We start from the raw sequence: 18,794 nt of genomic DNA on the forward strand, positions 1-18,794 counted from the left end.
ATCAGTCTTGTGGGATAAACAAATATTTTTGATAATATAAGTGGATGGAGACCTGAATATTATAGCAATCTTACACAGCTTGATTATTTTTGATAATTTAGCCAGTATAGCATCTGTGTGTACAACACTTAATCACTAATATTAATTAAGTGTTTATATGAATGTATAACTCTACAAGTTTAAGTAAAATTGTAAGCTAATTTAAAATGAATTTTAATTAAAGATACCATTAATACTTTGAGCTAATTTTTTTTTGTTTTACTTAGATGCGTATAAATATTTAAAGTGGTGTAAATATTCAAACTTATAAAGAAATTGCAGCTTTTGCAGAAGGCAGAAAACTGGATGAAATTGAAAAAAACTGGAAGTCAGGTAAAAGAACTTACCAAACTATTTTCAATGTAATCGGTTCGGGCTTTATTACAGCAGTTGTTGTAATTGCTATGTATTTTTTATCAAGTTAAATTCGAAATTCAAACTGTAGAGGAAAAGATCGTAAAAAATTACACGTTTTCAGAAGATTTTTCTATTCTTTTTTGATCCAAAGAGTATTATACTAAAGCTATCAAAATAAAGAGGCAGACAAACAAAAAGTTTAGAAATAAGGATTAGAAAGGAGGAATTTCTATGAAACGGTTCACCTGTACATTCTCCTCCGTGGAGGACATACTTGCATTTGTAGACCGCGCTGAGAAATGCGATTATAATATTGATGTAAAATACGATCATGTACTGGTTGATGGCAAGTCAATTATGGGTCTGGTAAGTCTGGGAATTGAAAAGACGGTGGAAATAATCTGTTACAGTGATCTGGCAGTAGCGGAAACATTGGTTCCGGGTGCTATAGCAGCATAGTAAATAATTAGGTGAAATATTATAATGGCAGTTGTAAGCTGAAATGCTTGCAACTGCCATTTTTGACGGAAAATATTGCAAAGTAACGTAAATTATGATATTCTCTTAAAAGTATTACCATTATTTGATCTACTTTATAACAGGGAATGAGTTGTGGATGATATTTGCTTTTATGAATTGGAGAACATAAGTATGACGAAGAAACAAGCATTTCGTACAGCAGTGTTTTTTGTGCTTCTGGTCGGAATTTTATGGGGATTAAACAGCCTTTTTGTACACCCGGCTGCTGATGGGACTACCGCACGTTACCGTGCATTTTATAAGGAAGAAAAAGAAAATACATGGGATGCGGTTTACATAGGCAACAGTGTTGTTGAACGAGCATGGGTGGCACCTCTTGCCTGGCATGAATATGGGATTGCGGTTTATTCCATGTCGACTGATCTTCAGCCTATGAATTTGACTGTTAATGTTTTAAAAGAAGTAAAAAAAAAGCAGAATGTAAAACTTGCGATCATAGATCTTAGAGGAATTAGAGAGAGTAAATTAATTGAGCGGGACTATAAAGTGAGGCGTCTGACAGATAGTATGCAATTTTCCGAAAATAGATTTGATGCCATCAATAATGCATTTGAATTTGCAGAGAATTACCGAAAGGATGAAACGGATTTAGATGATAAAATATCCCATTATATTCCGTTTTTGAAATATCATTCCAGGTGGGAAGAATTGAGTGAAACAGACTTTGTAAAGCCGGTTACCAAGATGAAAGGTGTATATGAACAGACCGCTTTTAAGATCAGGGATAAAGAAGGACCGACTATTACGAATAGTATAGGGGAACTGAGTGAGACACAGTTAAAGATTCTGACTGACATTATGAATTATGCCAAAGAAAATGATATTCAGCTTTTATTTACAGCTGTTCCCACACGTATTGGGAGTGGAGACCAGGAACACATTAACCGGGCATTTCAGATTGCAGAAGAGAATGGTTTTCCAGGCATCAATTTCAATACGGAAGAGATGTACCGGGAGTTGGGTATTGATTTTACCTCAGATTTTTGTGATACAAATCATCTGAATTCCAAAGGAGCCAGAAAACTGACTGCTTACCTGGGGAAGTATCTTGCAGAAAATTATGATTTTAAGGATAAACGTGGTGACGAAGAATACAAGAGCTGGGACGATGCCTGGGAAGAATATACCGTGTTCTATGACGAAGGCTGGAAAAAGGCAGACGAAAAGAGAGCTAAAAAACTAAATAAAACAAAGTAAAACAGGTCGGATTTCTATGAAGAAATCCGACCTGTTTTTATCGTCTCAAGACTTTCTGACTCTGCCAGAGGAACATCAGATACAAAATACCGGCAACCAACTGAATAATTGCAATTATAAATGTTACAATAGATGCTAAAATATTAATAATTGGAATATACATCAGCAGCTCGCAGATCAGCATAACGACCATACATAATCCATATAATTTCCAGATCAGCCCTGCACGGCTTACCAGTGTCTGGTCTACGCCCCACAAAATACCGGCGGTGGCTTTACAGATATAAAATACGGATAGGAATGATAAGATGGTGTTCGCCATGCTCAACATGCCTGAAATAATGCCATGATTGAAAAACATACCAATAATATTAACAGCAAGATTTATAATTGTGATAAAAAAGGCTGTCTTATAGTCCTCGCTGACCCCGGACAGGATATAAATTGCGTACAGGCAGATGATAAAGCTTGCCAGTACCGCTACGATTCCCAAAATCGGGATAAAGCCCAGTAATCCCAATATCTGACCTATAAATAAATAGTATATGCCGTTTCCGGCTTTTCCTCCTATGCTTCCCATAAGAAAACCCCCTTTATATGAAATGATAATCCTAGAGCGTGTTTGAAAATTAAAAGTTGCACAAAACAAATGTTTTGCATCCCCGTTTTATGGTAAAATAAAGAAAAAGGGGTGTTTTATATGTTGAGACGATATGAATTAACAGATGATGAATGGAATCATATAGTAACTTTACTTCCTCCTGAAAACACAGGAAAACCAGGTCGTCCCTCAAAAGAAAACCGTACCATGCTTAATGCAATGATTTGGCTGGCGCGAAGCGGAGCCCCATGGCGTGATCTTCCTGAGCGTTATGGGCCATGGGAAAGTGTATACAGCCGTTTTCGTAAGTGGATTGATGCTGGCGTACTGGATAATATTTTTCGCGTTCTAAGCCTTGAAGCCGCATTGGAAGAACTTTCGTTAGATGCATCTATCGTTCAGGCGCACCAACATAGTGCAGGTGCAAAAAAAGGGGGCCTTCTAGCGAAATAGGACACAGCCGGGGCGGAGCCAGTACAAAAATACACGCCATTGTGGATGCTTATGGAAATCCAGTGTATTTCATGATCAGTGAAGGACAACGCAACGATATTAATTTCGCGATTCCCTTATTGAAACATGTAAATTTAAAAGGAAGTAACATACTTGCTGATCGTGGATATGACAGTGATAAACTGATTGACTATATCTATGAGCAAGGTGGTGAACCAACAATTCCATCAAGAAAGGGAGCAAAGTTTGAACGTCATTGCGATTGGTGGCTATATAAAGAGCGGCATCTGATAGAAAAACTCTTTTTAAAGCTAAAGGCATTTCGTAGAATTGCCACCCGCTATGACAAACTTGCATTCACCTATCTGGGATTTTTGTGTATCGCTTCAATATTAATTTGGTTAAAATGACCAATGTGTAGCAATTTTAAAACACGCTCTAGAGCGTGTTTGAAAATTCATTCCTGCCATCTGCACACCACACTTTGCGGCATATTTGCCCCGAATTCAGGTTACGTAGCCCGCTACGCGCCCTTCATCCGGAACAAATTTCCCACAAACTGTGACGCACAGGTGCCAGAAAGCAAATATAAGATATACTCTAGTGTAGCATAGGATAAAAAATAAGTCCATCCTAAAATGCCAGGTTTAAGAATCTTGTTCTTTCCGGCTTTTATGGATAGGGCTGCCATAATTATCAGTTTGTTTTTTCGACTTTTTTCATATATACTGGAACTGACAGTTAAAAAATACGAAAAATAGAAGAAATGCATCATACATGATACAAAAATGATGCAACTTTGGCGCAAAATAGAAAAAGAACAATGAAGCAATTACAAACGGGGGAGAAAAAATGATAAAAATACTGGTTGTTGAAGATGAAGAGCCGATTTCTAATTTAATCCGCATGAATCTTGTGAAAGCAGGATATCAGTGTGAGTGCTCATTTGATGGTTTAGATGCTGCGGATAAGATGGCAGAAGGAAATTATGATCTGGTACTTCTGGATATCATGCTGCCAAAGATTAATGGATATGAATTACTGGAGTATGCCAAGACCCTGAATCTTCCCGTTATTTTTATAACGGCTATGGGATCTCTGGATAATAAAGTGAAGGGGCTTCGCCAGGGAGCAGATGACTATATCACCAAGCCATTTGAAATTATAGAGCTGCTTGCCAGGGTGGAAAGTGCCCTGAGACGATATAATAAAGCGGAAAAGGTAATCCGTATTCTAGACATTGAGATAGATGTTTCTTCCAGGATTGTCAGACAAAAAGGTGAGCAAGTGCTGCTGACTTTGAAAGAATTTGAATTGCTGCTTCTATTTGTACGCAATAAGAATATAGCCCTTTACCGGGAGACGATCTATGAAAATGTATGGGGAAGCAGTTATCTGGGAGACAGCAGGACTGTGGATTTGCATGTACAAAGGCTGCGAAAGAAGCTGAACTGGGAGACCTATATAGTTGCCGTATATAAAGTGGGATACAGACTGGAGGTTTAAATGAAATTTCGCTGGAAGATTTTCTTTATTTTTACGGCATTGATTGCAGTCGTATTCAGCATTTTTGGCATTTGGATAGTGACCGCCACATTTCAGTCATCCCTGGACCGGGAGATTGAACGTGGGAATTCCGAAAATAAAATGTTCCAGTTTGCATTTGAAATGTCCGTAAATTCATTAGGAGAAGAATATCTGGTTATAGATGATAAAGTGATTAAGGATATCGCCAATTCACTGAAGAAAAGTGTAGGAGGAAGCAACAGCTATATCAGAGTCTATGACAAGCAGAGAAAAGTGCTGTTCAGTGACGCAAACATAAAGACAGATACTGACTTTATCTCAAGACTTCAGGATAATAATTACGGATATGAAATAGTAAATGAAAATGAAGGCTATTATCTGATCGTAATGTGTAAAAGCGAAAGTAAGGAGAGCATATTTTATCTGGAGAATATCATGGATATTTCCTACATATATTCAGAGCGTGAACAGCTGTTTCAACGTTACCAGATTGGGATTGTCGTGCTTTTAGTGGGGACCGGTTTTGTAACCCTGATGCTTTCCAATTATCTGACCCGGTCAGTAGTTACCCTTTCGAAGGTAACCAGGAAGTTTTCCAGGGGAGATTATCAGATAAGGGCAAAACGCGTGAGCGAGGATGAGATCGGAGAGCTGTCCCAGGACTTTAATGATATGGCGGAAAATCTGTGTCAGAAAATGGGAGAGCTGGCGCAGGCAGCCAGGCGGCAGGAAGATTTTACGGCCTCCTTTGCCCATGAACTGAAGACGCCGCTTACATCCATCATAGGATATGCAGATATGCTGCGGACAATGGATCTGGATAAAGAAGAGATAATGGAAGCATCCAACTACATCTATTCCCAGGGAAAGCGTCTGGAAAGCCTTTCCCTAAAGCTGCTGGAATTAATTGTAACGAAGAAGCATGAATATGAACTGACGCCGATTCAGGCAGAGGCGTTTATGAAAAATGTGGTACAGACAGTAAGTGCATCTCTGGAAGTGAAACAGATTACGCTGCATATGAAGGCGGAAGAAGGCGTTATTATTGGAGAAAAGGATCTATTGGTGTCCCTGCTGGTGAACCTGATCGATAATGCCAGAAAGGCGTCTTACGAACAGGGTGACATCTGGATTACGGGAAAGAGAAACCAGGATGATTATGAAATTATGGTAAAGGACAATGGCTGTGGTATACCAGAGGAAGAGCTCAGTAAAATCACAGAGGCATTTTATATGGTGGACAAGTCCAGAGCCAGAAAAGAAGGAGGGGCGGGTCTTGGAATGACACTTTGCAGTAAAATTGTGGAGATCCATGATGCCAAATGGCGTATCCGAAGTAAAGAAGGAGAGGGAACGACGATCTGGATTTCCTTCCCGGAAGGGGGAGCGGGCAGATGAATTGGAAAAAAATAGGAATGTATACCCTGAGTTCAGTCTTTGTAGGTGGATTAATTGCAATGGCTGTCTTTTTCCCCCAGTATTACAGCAAGATACATGACAATAAATATCTGAATAATGTTACCATTGTGGATAGAGAGAAGGTTTCCCTGTCTTACGATTATAATACATCCTTAGAGAGTAAACTGGAGGTTTTGATGCAGCCGGTCAGAGAAAACACAAAATTCAGGCCGGTCCGTCAGACGAAAGACAATGTGGTGAGTGACAAAAAATTAATTGAGGGTCTGGCAAAAGAGGTAATTGGGCTGCAGAAAGCAGGTGTTTTCTGGATGGTGGAGCAGTACCCCTATGTGGATTACTTTGTGGATGCTTCCCTTTACAGTGTGAAAAACGAATCCTCTACACTGAATCCAAATGACAATGTGCTGTTCTGGTATATGAGATTTAGTGACTTTACGACTTTTGACTTTGAATTTTGTGTAGATGCATATGATTACAAGATTTATAGTGCAGGTATTTCATGTGACATCCTTCATAAAGAGTATGATATTCTTCAGTCGCAGATGGCAATGAATGAAATATGGATAAAAAATAGCCAAAATGATGTAAGTGTTACGGAAAGTGCAACGGAAGATATTGCATCAAGCGTGGAGGCTGAAACGGAAGATCCTTCAATGAAGGAAAGCAGTGAAGAGTTTTACTATTATGTGAATTCTCAGAATTCAATACTGATGGAAGGCTTCCAGCAGTATTATGGTGCAGATTTTTCTGAAATTATAGGTTTTGATTATTTATATTCTATCATTAAATACCAGTTTAAGAATACTTCAGCCAATGTCAGAAAGAGCTGGTATGGGAAAAATGTTGGAGCAAATTATATGCCGGCATTTGCTGTTGGCATTGAAACAATGGCGGACTGGGTGGAGAATGCAGATAAAAATGAGTAAATGATACAACTATGATACAAATTTCACACGATTTTGATGCAGTTGGGTTCTATCCTATGTATAACGATACGGAATATAAGGGGATATCTGTTATAAGGAGGGACAATTGTGAACAAAAGACGAAAAAAGAGAATACGAAGGTTAAGGGCTCATTGCCTGCGTTTTTTGGTGGGAGGGGTTTTATGCTTTAGTATGGTAGGCATATTTATGCTGGCGGCAAATGCATTTAAGTCAATGGAAAATAAACCGGCAGCAAAAGTTGTCCAAAATGATAAAATCAATACCGGCGGAAACGAATTAACAGTTAACCGGCAGAATACAACGGATTCGGAATCGAATCTGTTAATTCTGGTTAACAAGGACCATCCGCTGCCGGATGATTACCAGGTGGAGTTAAAGACCCTGCAAAATGGACTGACCAGCGTGGCTGCTTCCATTTATGAGCAATTGAAGGAAATGCTTACAGATGGAAGTGAAGAAGGGTTGGAATTCTGTGTGGCTTCCGGCTACCGCAGTGTAGAAAGTCAGCAGAAAATTCTGGATCATGATATCAGTGCTCTGATGCAGCAGGGGCTGACATACGAAGAGGCATATGAGGAAAAAACAAGAGTTGTCATGCCGCCGGGTTATAGTGAACATGAATCCGGACTGGCAGTAGATATTGCAGCTTTAAGCAACCAGAAACTGGATGACACGCAGGAGGAAACACCGGAAAATAAATGGCTGCAGGAAAATTGTGCCAGGTATGGATTTATTCTCAGATATCCCAAGGGGAAAGAAGATATCACAGATATAGATTATGAATCCTGGCATTTCAGGTACGTGGGAGTCGAAGCAGCACGATATATTATGGATCACAATTTGACATTAGAAGAATATCTTGAGAAGAAGTAGGGGGGATACCTATGAAGGTAAGAAAGAGACTTATTATTTTAGGTACAGGCAGTGAAAAGAGGTTAAAACCGAGATTATTTTTTATGGCAGGTAAAATGGGGCTGTCAGGATGGATTATCAACATGAGTACCGGAGTTTTAGAAGCGGAATTTCAAGGGGACGAAAGAAGAATACAAAAGTACATAGACCGGATTACAGCCGAATATAATCTAAACATGGATAATATCCGCTGCGAACTGGTGGAAATGGATGAGGCGGATGATGGAAGTCTGAGAATCGGATAAGCATATGAGCGCCGTACGTGATGCATCCGTCCGGTTCTTCTTGCAGACAACGATTTTAAACACGTTCAGGGAATATGGAGGTTAGATATGATCAGAGAATTTGTAGAAAACGATTTGGAACGGGTAATGCAGATCTGGCTGGATACCAATCTGACGGCACATAAATTTATTTCCAGGGATTATTGGGAAGATCATTTTGATATGGTTCTGGAGAGCCTGCCCGGAGCGGAGATTTACGTATACGAAATAAATGGGAACGTCCTTGGATTTATCGGGATTGTGAACGGATATATTGCAGGATTATTTGTAGATGCAAGGGTGCAGTCAAAGGGAATCGGACATAGCCTTCTTACGGTAGCGAAAAACAAATATCCGGTACTGACCCTGCATGTTTATCGCAAAAACGAACGGGCTATTGAATTCTATAAAGACGAGGGATTTGTCGTAGAAGAGAAAAAGCAGGATCCTGTAGTGGGAGAAGATGAGTACAAAATGCTGTACCGGTCCTGCAGTATGGCTGTGGGCGGATGAAGTAAGATGAATCCGGTTGACTTTGAGGATCCATCATAATACAATACAGGAAAAGCCACTGGCTGTTGTAAAGGAAGAGAATTCATGAAACGGCAGAATGACTGGTATACCGGTATTAATTATTATGATAATTATAAGGAAAAAGAGATTCAGATTGAGAAGAAAAAAATCGCAGTGCCATTGGAGCAGCATATGCATGAACAGGTTGAGATCATATATGTGCTGTCCGGGGATGGGATCATCCGGGTAAATGGATGTGATTATCCGGCGAAAGAAGGATCTTTCTTTTGTCTTTATTCCCATCATTTCTATGAGATACATACGATTAAAAGAGAAATAGAAGCGGTAGTTGTCAAATTTTATATTGGATTATTTATGTATATGTGCTGGGAAAAACATCCCAGGAATGCCAATGCCAAGCTGGTTTATGATACCTGCCCGATGGCAGAATTACAGGGCGGGCAGAAATCCAGGGTAGAGGCACTGGTGCTTGACCTTCTGCAGGAAAAGAAGGAGCAACGATTTGGCAGTAAGAATATGATACTGTATAAAACATTGGAGCTTCATAATTATTTTTGCCGCTATGCCTATGAAAATATTGGAAAAAATAAAAAGGAAAACCATGAAGTCTGGAATGTAATACAAAAAGTGTCTCTGGCAGGCGGAGAACATCTGAGTTTAAATGATATGGCACAGGAAATGTACTGTTCGCCCAAAGTGCTGAATCAGAGAATCAAAAATGCATGTGGTTATACTTATTTTCAGCTACAGCAATATGGAAGGATTATCAACGCCTGCGCATTGCTGCATTTTACGGAACTGACAATGGAATACGTAAGCGGATTACTGGGATTTCCATCGGTACCCGCATTTTACAGGGTATTTGAACAACATTGTAATATGACACCACGGGAATATCAGAGAGAATTCATCGGAAATGGAAAAATGGAAATGGAAGGTGATGGTATCGGCATGCAGTTCCTGCAGTATCTTCATCTTAATTTCATGAAGGAAATAAATATCGAAAAGATGAGTGAGGAATTTTACCTGAAACCGTATACGGTGAAACAGATATTTAAAAATGTATTTGGAACGGATTTCCGGAGTCTGTTAAATGAAATCAGGGTTTGCTATGCAGCGGCATTTCTGAGGAGCACAAAGTTAAGTGTATTGGAAATTTCTGTGCGCTGTGGATTTGAATCCCTGTCTACGTTTCAAAGAACATTTCAGGAGTGGATGAATCAGTCTGCTTCCCAATTCCGCAAGTTATTCCAAGGGGAATAAATGAGAAGAAAACTAATGTTTTTGAATATATTAATTTATATAAAATCGCTATAATGTAAGAAAAGAGCAATCTATATCTGCTACTTTCGGACAGGAGGCGGTTTTTTATGTTTAAAAAATTATTCAGCCCAATTAAAATCAGGGGCATGGAACTGCAAAATCGTATTGTTATGCCGGCAATGGGCACAAGAATGGCAAGCGAGAAAAGCGAGGTTACCCAGAGACTGATCGATTATCATGAGGCAAGGGCAAAAGGCGGCTGCGGGCTTAATATTGTAGAGGTGGCTGCAGTGCATACGCCGAGTGCACCAGCTCATTTTGTTTCGATCAGCGAAGATTCTTATATTGAGGGTCATCTGAGGCTGACAGATGCCATTCACAGAGCAGGAGGGAAGGCAGGGATCCAGTTGTGGCAGGGGTCAATTGCTACGGTAATGGATCCGAAGGCAAAAATGCTGGTGGTGAATGACATGAATTTTGGAAACTATACACTTCCGGCAATTGAAAAAGAAGAGATTGCGGAAATAATAGGATGTTATGGAAAAGCAGCCGGCAGATGTGTAACAGCAGGTTACGACTGCATTGAGTTTCATTGTGCCCATAATTATCTCCCTCATTCCTTCTTAAGCGGAGGACTGAACCACAGGACGGATGAATATGGGGGAAGTTTTGAAAACCGTGCCCGGTTCCCGCTGGAATGTATCCGGGCAATCCGGGAAAACATACCGGAGGATATGCCGCTGTTCATGAGGATTGATGCCCACGACGATTTTCTTCCCCAGGGTCTGACAATCGAAGAAGTAATTCGGTTTAGCAGGCTGGCTCAGGATGCGGGGGTAGACGTCCTGGATGTTTCCAGAGGAAATATCATAACGGCAGCGTCTCTGTATGAGGTACCGCCCATTGATGTGCCAAATGGATTTAATGTGGAAAATGCCAATCGTATACGGCGTGAAACCGGTATGGTCACAATTGCGGTAGGAAGAATAAACACTGCCCAGCTGGCTGAAGATATCCTGGAGCAGGAGAAAGCAGATATGATTGTTATGGGGAGGGCGCAGCTGGCAGATCCCGAATTTGCAAATAAGGCAAAGGAAGGAAGAGTCAGGGACATTATTCATTGTGTTGGCTGTGACCAGGGATGCTATGATGGATTCTGTGATATTGTAAACCGTCCGTTCATTACCTGCATGAGAAATCCGGCATTGGGACACGAGAAGGAGCACCGGTTAGAAAAAGCGGCAAGCCCCAGGAAAGTTTTGATAGCCGGCGGAGGTATGGGAGGAATGGAAGCTGCAGTGGTACTAAAAGAACGGGGACATTTACCTGTAATTTTTGAATCCGGTGATCATTTAGGCGGTCAGTTTATTACAGCAGGAGAAGCACCCGGTAAGGCAGAAATGAAAAATGCAGCAATATCTTTTGCAGAACAGGTAGAAAGGGCCGGTATCCCGGTACATTACGATGCCGAAGTAACGCCTGCTCTTATTCGGGAGGAATTACCGGATGCTGTAATTCTGGCAATTGGGTCATCACCGATTGTTCTGAACCTGGAAGGCATAGAGAGTCTGCCTGTCTATGAAGCACATGAGGTCCTGGATGGCAGGGCAGATCCAAAAGGTGATATCTGTGTGATTGGCGGAGGGCTGGTGGGACTGGAAACGGCAGATGCATTAGCTTCGGCAGGACACAAGGTTAAGGTAGTGGAAATGAAAGAAACAGCCGGTGAGGATTTGGGCAGCCTGAGAAAAATTGCGGTAATGCAGAAAATGCAAAGTCTGGGTGTTGAGATTATAACAAAAGCAGTGTGTAAAGAGGTCTGTGCTCAGGGTGTGGTAACGTATCAGAAGGACAGGGAATCGATAGTAACCTGTGACAGTGTTGTAGTTGCAGCAGGCTCCAGGGCGAATGACAGTACGGCACTTACAGCAGTCTGTGATGAATTAGAGATACCGTATTATGTAATTGGGGATGCAAAAAGGGCAAGGCGTGCACTGGATGCAATTGCGGAAGGGTACGAAACAGCCCGAAATCTTTGAATTAACGCAAATGTATAATCATGTGGCAGATATGTAATGGAAAGGGGCATTTTTAGGATGAAATCAAAATTATTTGAAGAATTACAAATTGGATCCATGAAGATGAAGAACAGAACATTTATGGCACCTATGTCTCTGGGATATGAAAGCCAGGATGGAACTGTAAATGAGAGAATGCAGGATTACTGGCTGGCCAGGGCAAAAGGAGGTACCGGATGTATTATCCTGGATGCTTTGTCTGTGGACACGGGCGTTCCGTATCTGGGGAATACGCTGTGCTTTCGAAATGAGGAAAGTATTGCATCTTATAAGGAGTTTACAGATAAAATTCATGCCTATGGAACAAAGATTATTCCGCAGATCACACATCCGGGACCGGAAAGTGTAAGCGCATTTTTTGGTGCGCCGCCTAAGGCAAGCAGTGTGTATATCAACTCGATGGGGCAGAAGACAAGGGCACTTGCAATAGAAGAAATTCCCGAAATAATTGCACAATATGCACAGACCTCCTATCAGGCAAAGCAGGCGGGATTCGATGGTATTGAGCTGCACTGTGCCCATGCATATATGCTCCTTGGATCATTCCTTTCACCCATGAGAAATAAGCGTACAGACGCCTATGGCGGCTCACTGGACAACAGAGCAAGACTGCTGTTGGAAGTAATAGATGCAATCAAAGCAAAGTGCGGACCGGATTTTCCGATTGTTCTTAGAATCAGCGGCAGTGAGCGAGATGAACAGGGAAATACTATAGAGGACATGAAGTATCTGGTTCCCAAATTAATTGCTCACGGAATCGATGCATTTGAGGTGAGCGGGGGAACCCAGTATGAACGCTGCAATAAGATTATTCCATGCCATGGAGAAAGGATGGGGGTCAATGTACCTGAGGCGCAGGAGCTTAAAAAAATAGCAACGGTACCAGTAATTGTTGTGGGAAAGATTAATGATCCGGCTTATGCAATGTATCTTACGGACAGTGAACTGGTGGACGGCGTTGTTATCGGAAGGGCACTGCTTTCGGATCCGGAATTTGTAAATAAGGCACAGGCAGGTAGGATGGATGAAATTGCACCTTGTGCATCCTGCGGAATCGGATGCATTGGCGAGCAGACGAAGAGACGTCCGGCATCCTGCGTCATTAATCCGGCATTGGGCAGGGAAGCCGAGATGGAGCTGCTACCCGCAAAAGAATCAAAAAAAGTGGCGGTTGTTGGAGGCGGCATCGGAGGTATGGCTAGTGCCAGGGCATTTGCATTATGCGGACATCAGGTAACCTTGTTTGAAGAAAGCGACAGGCTGGGCGGACAGATGAATGCAGCCTGTATCCCTCCCCACAAACAGGAACTCAGCAGATGGATTGTATATCTTCAAAATGAAATAGCCCGGCTTGGGATTCCGGTTAAATGCGGAGTCCATGTAATGAAAGAAACATTAGAGGAATACAAACCTGATATTGTAATAATAGCAACCGGAGCAAAGGAAATTATCCCGCCAATTTCCGGGATTGAAAAAGATTCTGCAATCACGGCACAAAAAGTGCTGAATAATGAAGTTCCGGTTATTGGAGGTAATGTGCTGGTAGTAGGCGGCGGTATGGTAGGCTGTGAAGTGTGCGAACACCTGATGCATCAAAAGAGAGGCTCACTAAATGTCACCATGATTGAAATGGCAGATGCAATTGGAGCCGGAATGGTACCAAATAATCAACTTCCCACCATGAACCGCCTTCACCATCTGGGGATACGGATGATGACAGGTACTAAATTATTATCGGTAAATGGAAACGAGGCAGAAGTGGAATCGCCGGCAGGCATAGAAACGATGACCGGATTTACCCACATCATATATGCCTGTGGCTCCAGGGCTGAGAATAAACTGTATGAAGAAGTAAAGGATTCCTTTGAAAAGGTAATCTGCATCGGTGATGCAAAAGGAGCAAGACAGGCGTTAGAGGCAGTCCGGGAAGGGTGGGAGGCTGCTTTAGAGGCTTAGGTGGTCCGTATGCAGGCGTTAGGGTGGAGCTAGACATATCCTAGCCACCCCGGTTGCCAATTAGTTACTAAAAATAGTCGTTCACTGGTCAAGGTGAGAGCGACTATTTTTTACGTCTTTCTTGAAAATTAAGTATTGATATGACTAAGTTAACCATTGATATAATGATCATGAACTCTTCATATGTACTCAAAAAATCACCACCTTTATTCTTAAAGTAGGTGGAAGACATGTCGCCCTATCGATTCCCGGTTATTCTATTAAAAAAATTACTCCACCGGCTTCTCCCGATAATCAAACGGACTCATCCCGGTCTGTTTCTTAAAAATCCTGCTGAAATATGCCTGGTCGTGATACCCTACTATTTCCCCAATCTGCCTGATGGACAGCTCAGGTTTGTGCAGAAGATATTGCTTTGCCTGCGTAATACGCAGAGAGGTTATGTACTTAGAGGGAGTCATATCATATTTCTGGCAGAAGATTTTCGTCAGATAACTGGAACTGTAGTTCATATTGCTGGCAATGATGTTTAGATTGATATCTACATTATAGTTATGAATTATATATTCTTTGAGGACCTTTGCGATCTGCTCCGGTGTGTTCCGGGTCATTTCCGGATTAAAGATATCGGCATATTCATTGCGCTGTATTTCAAAATCATTTCGTATGCCCTGGAGAGCGGCATATAATTCCTCCGGATCTATTGGTTTTAGCAGATATTCCGATACCTGAAGCTGTATTGCACGCTTGGCGTATTCAAAGTCAGAAAATCCGCTGGTAATAATGAATCTGGTTAAAGGCAGGCGTGCATGTACTTTTTCAAGAAGCTGTATTCCGTTCATCAGCGGCATTTTAATATCTGTAATTACCAGATCCGGTTCCAGTTCTTTTATAAGCTCATAAGCCTGTGTTCCTGTCTGTGCTTTACCGGTTACTTTAAAACCCAAACCGGTATTCTCGATCTTACGAATCAAATTCTCTAATAACAATTCTTCGTCTTCCGCAACGACGACTGTATAGTTGGAAATTGCCATGATTATACCTCCCGCATATCGCAGGTTCCGCCTGCGATATTGCATTCATAAGTAGTTTGAAAGGAACTTTTAAACTTATTATCCTCCGCAATGTGTGATAAACAGGTTCGGATTTGTGTCACTGGAATAAAAATTTAAACGTGCTCCCGGCTCGTTTTTCTTCCAATGGATACAATCCCATGTCCGTCCTTTGTATTACCATATTTAAAGATTATATCATCTCCGCAGAAAAGTTTCCATCGTAAATAGACATTTAACATCCCCATACCATTTATTTCTATTTCCGGCATACCTGGCTTGGCGGCTGCAGCTTCAATCCTGGAATGAATCAGCTGTATGGATTCTTCGGTGAATCCGGTACCGGAATCGATGATATCAATCTGCCAGCTATCTTCTGTGATCCTGCTTTGGATTGTGAGACTCCAGGGAGGTTCACAATTGGTGCCATATTTCAGTGCATTTTCCACTAAGGGCTGGATGGACAGTTTGGGTATCTTAAGGGAAAGCAGCGATTCATCTACGTGAATCTCATAATTCAGGCTGGACTGGTAACGGACTTTCATACAGTAAAGGTATTCCTGTATATATTCGGTTTCTTCTCCCAGGGTGACTGAAGAAGAATCCCCTTTTGTAATATAACGCATGATTTTAGTGAGGTTACGGCACATTTTTACCACCTCATCAGATTGGTTGTTTTCCGCCAGTACAATTATGCCTGAGAGGGTATTATAGTAAAAATGCGGGTTAATCTGGGACTGGAGCGCCAGGCTGCGGGATTTTATTTCCTGCTGTCTGGTATCAATCAATTCATCCATGGAGGTCTTTAAGTTACTGCTCATGCTTAAAAATGCCTGGTTTAACTCTTCCAGTTCATCAAAGGAAGCATCCAGGGGCTCTTGCTTTTGCTGGCCCAGGGTATCCAATGCCGTTTTTTTAATGATATTGCGAAGCTGCTTGATAGGCTTTGTCAGGCTCCTTGACAGGTACCAGGAGATAAATACGGAGCATGCCAGCATAGCGGCAACCCCAAGTCCCAGAACGTGGATCAGGTTTCTGACAGGCTGTAAAATGTGATTCTGGGGCTGAACGGTTACGTAGGTCCAGCCCGTATAGGAGGAGGAAGTGGAAACCAGTATTTCCGTGGTACGGGAATCATCATTAAAAAAGGAAGCGTGTCCCAGCGTGGAATCTATGGAACTGAAATAATCCGGCAGGGATTTTTGTTCGGATTCTTCCAATTTGTAAGGGAATACAAGGGTTCCGTTTTTATCATAGATGTAAACACTGGGGGCATCTGCATTTTTCTGCTGGTAGGAGGTTATATATTTAAAAATAGTACTGCATTTTTTTACAGTTTCAATAGCACCCACCTGCTTCTTGTATCGGTTGTGGAATACACGGTATAAAGACATATACCAGACCGGTGTGCGGCTGGTATTGGAGTTGCTGGTAATCTCAGTGGTGGCATATGGAAGGCTTAGAAGCTTCTTTCCTCCTAACTCCTTCGTCTGCGTCAGCCAGGGAAGTGTGTCCATATCCATTTTTTTACTATTATTTTTAATTCCAACCTGTACAACGGAGCCGGAAAAATCATAGAGGTTAATCTGGTCCACTTTCAGGTCTGCGCCGTTAATGGTTACAAACAGATCTGCCAGAGCCATGAAATCATCTGAGGAGACCCGCAGGTCGTTGGCTTCTGCCAGACGGTCTTTTACCAGGTTACTGTAACCAATATTAATGGAAACAGAATCCATATCCTGCAGGATCTGTTCTGTCTGCTGTAAAAAGGATAAATTCATATCAGTTGCAGCCTTCGTTTCTCTTTCAATTAAAATGTTAGAAGTGTAACGGTAAAAGAAGATGGAAAAGGCAATTACAACTAATAGTGCAAGACCAAGATACGCTAAAAAGAACTTTGTCTGCAGTTTTATTTGGTGGTTTTTCTTCATATTTTTAATCCCCCATTTACTTGTCTTTTTATATTATAACAAAAATCACCAAAAAGAAAGAAGGAATTTTACTATTTGTGGGCAAAGTGTGAAAAAAGTCCAAATTCTGTTGGGAATAGTGCATGGACTTTTCGTCAGAAAAAAAGTACAATTAGTTCATCAGATAAACAAAACGCGGAACAATCGGTATGAAAAAAAGGGAGGTAACAAAACATGAAGAAAAAAGTAATTAGCGCTTTACTTTGTGCAGCAATGGTAATAACAATGGCAGCCGGATGCGGATCAGGCGACAAGACAGAAACCACAGCAGCAACCAGTACAACAAAAGAAACACAAGCAGCTAAGACAGAAGGAAGCGAAGCAGGAAGTGCTGCAGATACAGAGGAAGCAGCAGAAACGAAGGCAGAAGGGGAAACTACAGCAGCGAATACAGACTTTGCAGGAGAAGAGCTCAGTATTCTGGTATCCGCAGGCTGGATGGATAACCGTTATGATGAAACCATTGCCCGTTTCGAAGAGACTTATGGAGTAACGGTTGATTTACAGACAATTCCGGCAGACCAGTACGGCGATTTGCTGCAGTCCAAATTAACTACAGATTCCTGTGCAGATATATTCTGGATTCAGTCAAATCCATTTGCGATTGCATCTCAGATTGTAGATCCTGAAAAATACTGTATTGACTTTTCAGATGCATCCTGGAAGAGTGTAATGCCGGAAAACAGACTTTCCGCATGTGAATACGACGGCAAACTGTATGGCTTACAGATCTGGCATAACTCACCGGAATATGTAATGGTTTATAATAAAACGTTATTTGGCGAATTAGGATTAGAAGCACCGAAGACCTATGATGAAATGTTAAAAGTCTGTGAGAAGCTTTCAGCAGAAGGCATCACACCATGGTTTGAGCCGGGAGCAGACGGATGGCAGCATCCACTGGCATTTTTCCAGATCGGCGGAGCATACGAAGCAGATCAGCCTGGATTATATGACAAGCTGAATAATAACGAAGCAACATTTGCAGATAACCAGTTGATGATAAAAGTATTAGAGCAATACAAAGAACTGGCTGATAAAGGATATCTTGGGGAAGACTGGATCGGAACAGACAGTACCAATATGGTAAATGAGTTCGCAGACAGAAATTGTGCTATGGCAATTGCCAATTCTTCCTTCATCAAACAGATCCAGGATGAAACAGAGACCACAGATGAATTTGGGTTATTCTTAGAACCATTGGGAGATAACACTTACTTCCCTACAAGTCCTGCAGGCCCTACCATGTTCGGCTATAAAGGAACCACTCATCCGGAGCTGGTAAAAGAATTCTTTAGCTTTGTAACGACAACAGAAAGCTTACAGGAAATACTTGATAATTCACCTTCTTACACCAACCTGGATGTAAACGATGATAAGCTACAGCAGCACTGGTTACCGGAAGAAGAAGAATTTATGAAGACTCTTACGGATGAGCAGATGAAAACACCGGTACTTCAGAACGGTACAAAGTATACAAATGATTACTGGATGCAGTTTGGACAGGATATGGTTGCATACTGCACCGGACAGATGGAAGCAAACGATGTATTGAAAAATATGGATAACAACAGAGCAGAAGCAGCGAAAGTTGCAAATGATCCTGCATGGAAATAAGGGACAATTGATTATAGGCTGAACTTTTGGTGCCGGGAGCAGAAAGAAACCTCCCGGCACTCTCTATCA

At 41.5% G+C, this 18,794-nt stretch carries 16 protein-coding genes and 3 pseudogenes; 14 read left to right on the top strand and 5 right to left on the bottom strand.

Going from position 1 to position 18,794, the window contains the following annotated elements; all coding sequences use genetic code 11:
- Nucleotides 1-627: 627 nt before the first annotated feature.
- Nucleotides 628-855 carry an HPr family phosphocarrier protein gene (locus CD03_RS0123760; protein ID WP_027295757.1) on the top strand — a complete coding sequence of 76 codons (228 nt, stop codon included), beginning with the start codon at nucleotides 628-630 and terminating at the stop codon, nucleotides 853-855.
- 192 nt (nucleotides 856-1,047) lie between these two features.
- Nucleotides 1,048-2,133, top strand: a complete 1,086-nt coding sequence (locus tag CD03_RS0123765) for a hypothetical protein (RefSeq protein WP_027295758.1) — start codon at nucleotides 1,048-1,050, stop codon at nucleotides 2,131-2,133.
- Nucleotides 2,134-2,170: 37 nt separating this feature from the next.
- Here the strand turns inward: CD03_RS0123765 and CD03_RS0123770 are convergent, their stop codons facing one another.
- The gene (locus CD03_RS0123770) at nucleotides 2,171-2,713 is read right to left on the bottom strand and encodes a hypothetical protein (protein WP_027295759.1); all 543 of its coding nucleotides are present in this window, start codon (nucleotides 2,711-2,713) and stop codon (nucleotides 2,171-2,173) included.
- 120 nt (nucleotides 2,714-2,833) lie between these two features.
- On the opposite strand from CD03_RS0123770, the pseudogene CD03_RS37410 reads away from it, so the two are divergent.
- A pseudogene (locus CD03_RS37410) lies at nucleotides 2,834-3,597 on the top strand (IS5 family transposase).
- Here the strand turns inward: CD03_RS37410 and CD03_RS40175 are convergent.
- Complete coding sequence (locus tag CD03_RS40175) at nucleotides 3,589-3,693, bottom strand: DUF6783 domain-containing protein (RefSeq protein WP_442969747.1); 105 nt, start codon at nucleotides 3,691-3,693, stop codon at nucleotides 3,589-3,591. The pseudogene CD03_RS37410 and the gene CD03_RS40175 overlap by 9 nt on opposite strands.
- Here CD03_RS40175 and CD03_RS40180 point away from each other — a divergent pair.
- Nucleotides 3,679-3,732 (top strand): annotated as a pseudogene (locus CD03_RS40180) (hypothetical protein); the annotation flags it as partial. The gene CD03_RS40175 and the pseudogene CD03_RS40180 overlap by 15 nt on opposite strands.
- Here CD03_RS40180 and CD03_RS40185 read toward each other — a convergent pair.
- Nucleotides 3,709-3,819, bottom strand: a pseudogene (locus CD03_RS40185) (hypothetical protein); the annotation flags it as partial. The pseudogenes CD03_RS40180 and CD03_RS40185 overlap by 24 nt on opposite strands.
- Before the next feature lie 220 nt (nucleotides 3,820-4,039).
- Between CD03_RS40185 and CD03_RS0123785 the strand changes: the two are divergent.
- The 9 genes from CD03_RS0123785 to CD03_RS0123825 all read left to right on the top strand — a co-directional run bounded on the left by CD03_RS0123785 (nucleotide 4,040) and on the right by CD03_RS0123825 (nucleotide 14,086).
- Nucleotides 4,040-4,693, top strand: coding sequence for a response regulator transcription factor (locus CD03_RS0123785; protein ID WP_027295760.1), 654 nt, complete (start codon nucleotides 4,040-4,042; stop codon nucleotides 4,691-4,693).
- Nucleotides 4,694-6,112: a sensor histidine kinase gene (locus tag CD03_RS0123790; RefSeq protein WP_027295761.1), complete on the top strand. Its 1,419-nt coding sequence runs from the start codon at nucleotides 4,694-4,696 to the stop codon at nucleotides 6,110-6,112.
- Entirely contained in the window at nucleotides 6,109-7,059 is a 951-nt protein-coding gene (locus tag CD03_RS0123795) for a hypothetical protein (protein WP_027295762.1), read from the top strand. Before CD03_RS0123790 ends, CD03_RS0123795 begins: the two co-directional genes overlap by 4 nt.
- Nucleotides 7,060-7,167: 108 nt before the next feature.
- On the top strand, nucleotides 7,168-7,953 hold the full coding sequence (locus CD03_RS0123800; RefSeq protein ID WP_156043017.1) for a M15 family metallopeptidase: 786 nt from the start codon (nucleotides 7,168-7,170) through the stop codon (nucleotides 7,951-7,953).
- A gap of 11 nt (nucleotides 7,954-7,964) precedes the next feature.
- Nucleotides 7,965-8,237 (top strand): acylphosphatase, encoded by a 273-nt coding sequence (locus CD03_RS0123805; protein ID WP_027295764.1) that lies wholly within the window; start codon nucleotides 7,965-7,967, stop codon nucleotides 8,235-8,237.
- A gap of 87 nt (nucleotides 8,238-8,324) precedes the next feature.
- The gene (locus CD03_RS0123810; RefSeq protein WP_027295765.1) at nucleotides 8,325-8,768 is read left to right on the top strand and encodes a GNAT family N-acetyltransferase; all 444 of its coding nucleotides are present in this window, start codon (nucleotides 8,325-8,327) and stop codon (nucleotides 8,766-8,768) included.
- 84 nt (nucleotides 8,769-8,852) lie between these two features.
- Nucleotides 8,853-10,052 carry an AraC family transcriptional regulator gene (locus CD03_RS0123815; RefSeq protein ID WP_027295766.1) on the top strand — a complete coding sequence of 400 codons (1,200 nt, stop codon included), beginning with the start codon at nucleotides 8,853-8,855 and terminating at the stop codon, nucleotides 10,050-10,052.
- Nucleotides 10,053-10,159: 107 nt separating this feature from the next.
- A complete protein-coding gene (baiCD, locus tag CD03_RS0123820; protein WP_027295767.1) occupies nucleotides 10,160-12,091 on the top strand; it encodes a bile acid Fe-S flavoenzyme BaiCD in 1,932 nt (643 codons plus the stop codon).
- Between the two features lie 57 nt (nucleotides 12,092-12,148).
- Nucleotides 12,149-14,086 (top strand): oxidoreductase, encoded by a 1,938-nt coding sequence (locus CD03_RS0123825; RefSeq protein ID WP_027295768.1) that lies wholly within the window; start codon nucleotides 12,149-12,151, stop codon nucleotides 14,084-14,086.
- A 269-nt stretch (nucleotides 14,087-14,355) separates the two neighbouring features.
- Here CD03_RS0123825 and CD03_RS0123830 read toward each other — a convergent pair whose 3' ends face one another.
- Nucleotides 14,356-15,120 (bottom strand): response regulator transcription factor, encoded by a 765-nt coding sequence (locus CD03_RS0123830; RefSeq protein ID WP_027295769.1) that lies wholly within the window; start codon nucleotides 15,118-15,120, stop codon nucleotides 14,356-14,358.
- 134 nt (nucleotides 15,121-15,254) lie between these two features.
- Nucleotides 15,255-17,069, bottom strand: coding sequence for a sensor histidine kinase (locus tag CD03_RS0123835; RefSeq protein WP_027295770.1), 1,815 nt, complete (start codon nucleotides 17,067-17,069; stop codon nucleotides 15,255-15,257).
- A gap of 213 nt (nucleotides 17,070-17,282) precedes the next feature.
- Between CD03_RS0123835 and CD03_RS0123840 the strand changes: the two genes are divergently transcribed.
- A complete protein-coding gene (locus tag CD03_RS0123840) occupies nucleotides 17,283-18,725 on the top strand; it encodes an ABC transporter substrate-binding protein (protein WP_027295771.1) in 1,443 nt (480 codons plus the stop codon).
- Nucleotides 18,726-18,794 lie beyond the last annotated feature (69 nt).

The organism is Robinsoniella sp. KNHs210, from assembly GCF_000686105.1.
GTDB classification, from domain to species: domain Bacteria; phylum Bacillota; class Clostridia; order Lachnospirales; family Lachnospiraceae; genus Robinsoniella; species Robinsoniella peoriensis.

Coding starts and splice junctions, on each gene's coding strand:
- CD03_RS0123825 (WP_027295768.1), top strand. CDS start 12,149: ATGAAATCAAAATTATTTGAAGAATTACAAATTGGATCCATGAAGATG.
- CD03_RS0123765 (WP_027295758.1), top strand. CDS start 1,048: ATGACGAAGAAACAAGCATTTCGTACAGCAGTGTTTTTTGTGCTTCTG.
- CD03_RS0123830 (WP_027295769.1), bottom strand. CDS start 15,120: ATGGCAATTTCCAACTATACAGTCGTCGTTGCGGAAGACGAAGAATTG.
- CD03_RS0123760 (WP_027295757.1), top strand. CDS start 628: ATGAAACGGTTCACCTGTACATTCTCCTCCGTGGAGGACATACTTGCA.
- CD03_RS0123770 (WP_027295759.1), bottom strand. CDS start 2,713: ATGGGAAGCATAGGAGGAAAAGCCGGAAACGGCATATACTATTTATTT.
- CD03_RS0123835 (WP_027295770.1), bottom strand. CDS start 17,069: ATGAAGAAAAACCACCAAATAAAACTGCAGACAAAGTTCTTTTTAGCG.
- baiCD (WP_027295767.1), top strand. CDS start 10,160: ATGTTTAAAAAATTATTCAGCCCAATTAAAATCAGGGGCATGGAACTG.
- CD03_RS0123795 (WP_027295762.1), top strand. CDS start 6,109: ATGAATTGGAAAAAAATAGGAATGTATACCCTGAGTTCAGTCTTTGTA.
- CD03_RS0123815 (WP_027295766.1), top strand. CDS start 8,853: ATGAAACGGCAGAATGACTGGTATACCGGTATTAATTATTATGATAAT.
- CD03_RS0123805 (WP_027295764.1), top strand. CDS start 7,965: ATGAAGGTAAGAAAGAGACTTATTATTTTAGGTACAGGCAGTGAAAAG.
- CD03_RS0123840 (WP_027295771.1), top strand. CDS start 17,283: ATGAAGAAAAAAGTAATTAGCGCTTTACTTTGTGCAGCAATGGTAATA.
- CD03_RS0123810 (WP_027295765.1), top strand. CDS start 8,325: ATGATCAGAGAATTTGTAGAAAACGATTTGGAACGGGTAATGCAGATC.
- CD03_RS0123790 (WP_027295761.1), top strand. CDS start 4,694: ATGAAATTTCGCTGGAAGATTTTCTTTATTTTTACGGCATTGATTGCA.
- CD03_RS0123785 (WP_027295760.1), top strand. CDS start 4,040: ATGATAAAAATACTGGTTGTTGAAGATGAAGAGCCGATTTCTAATTTA.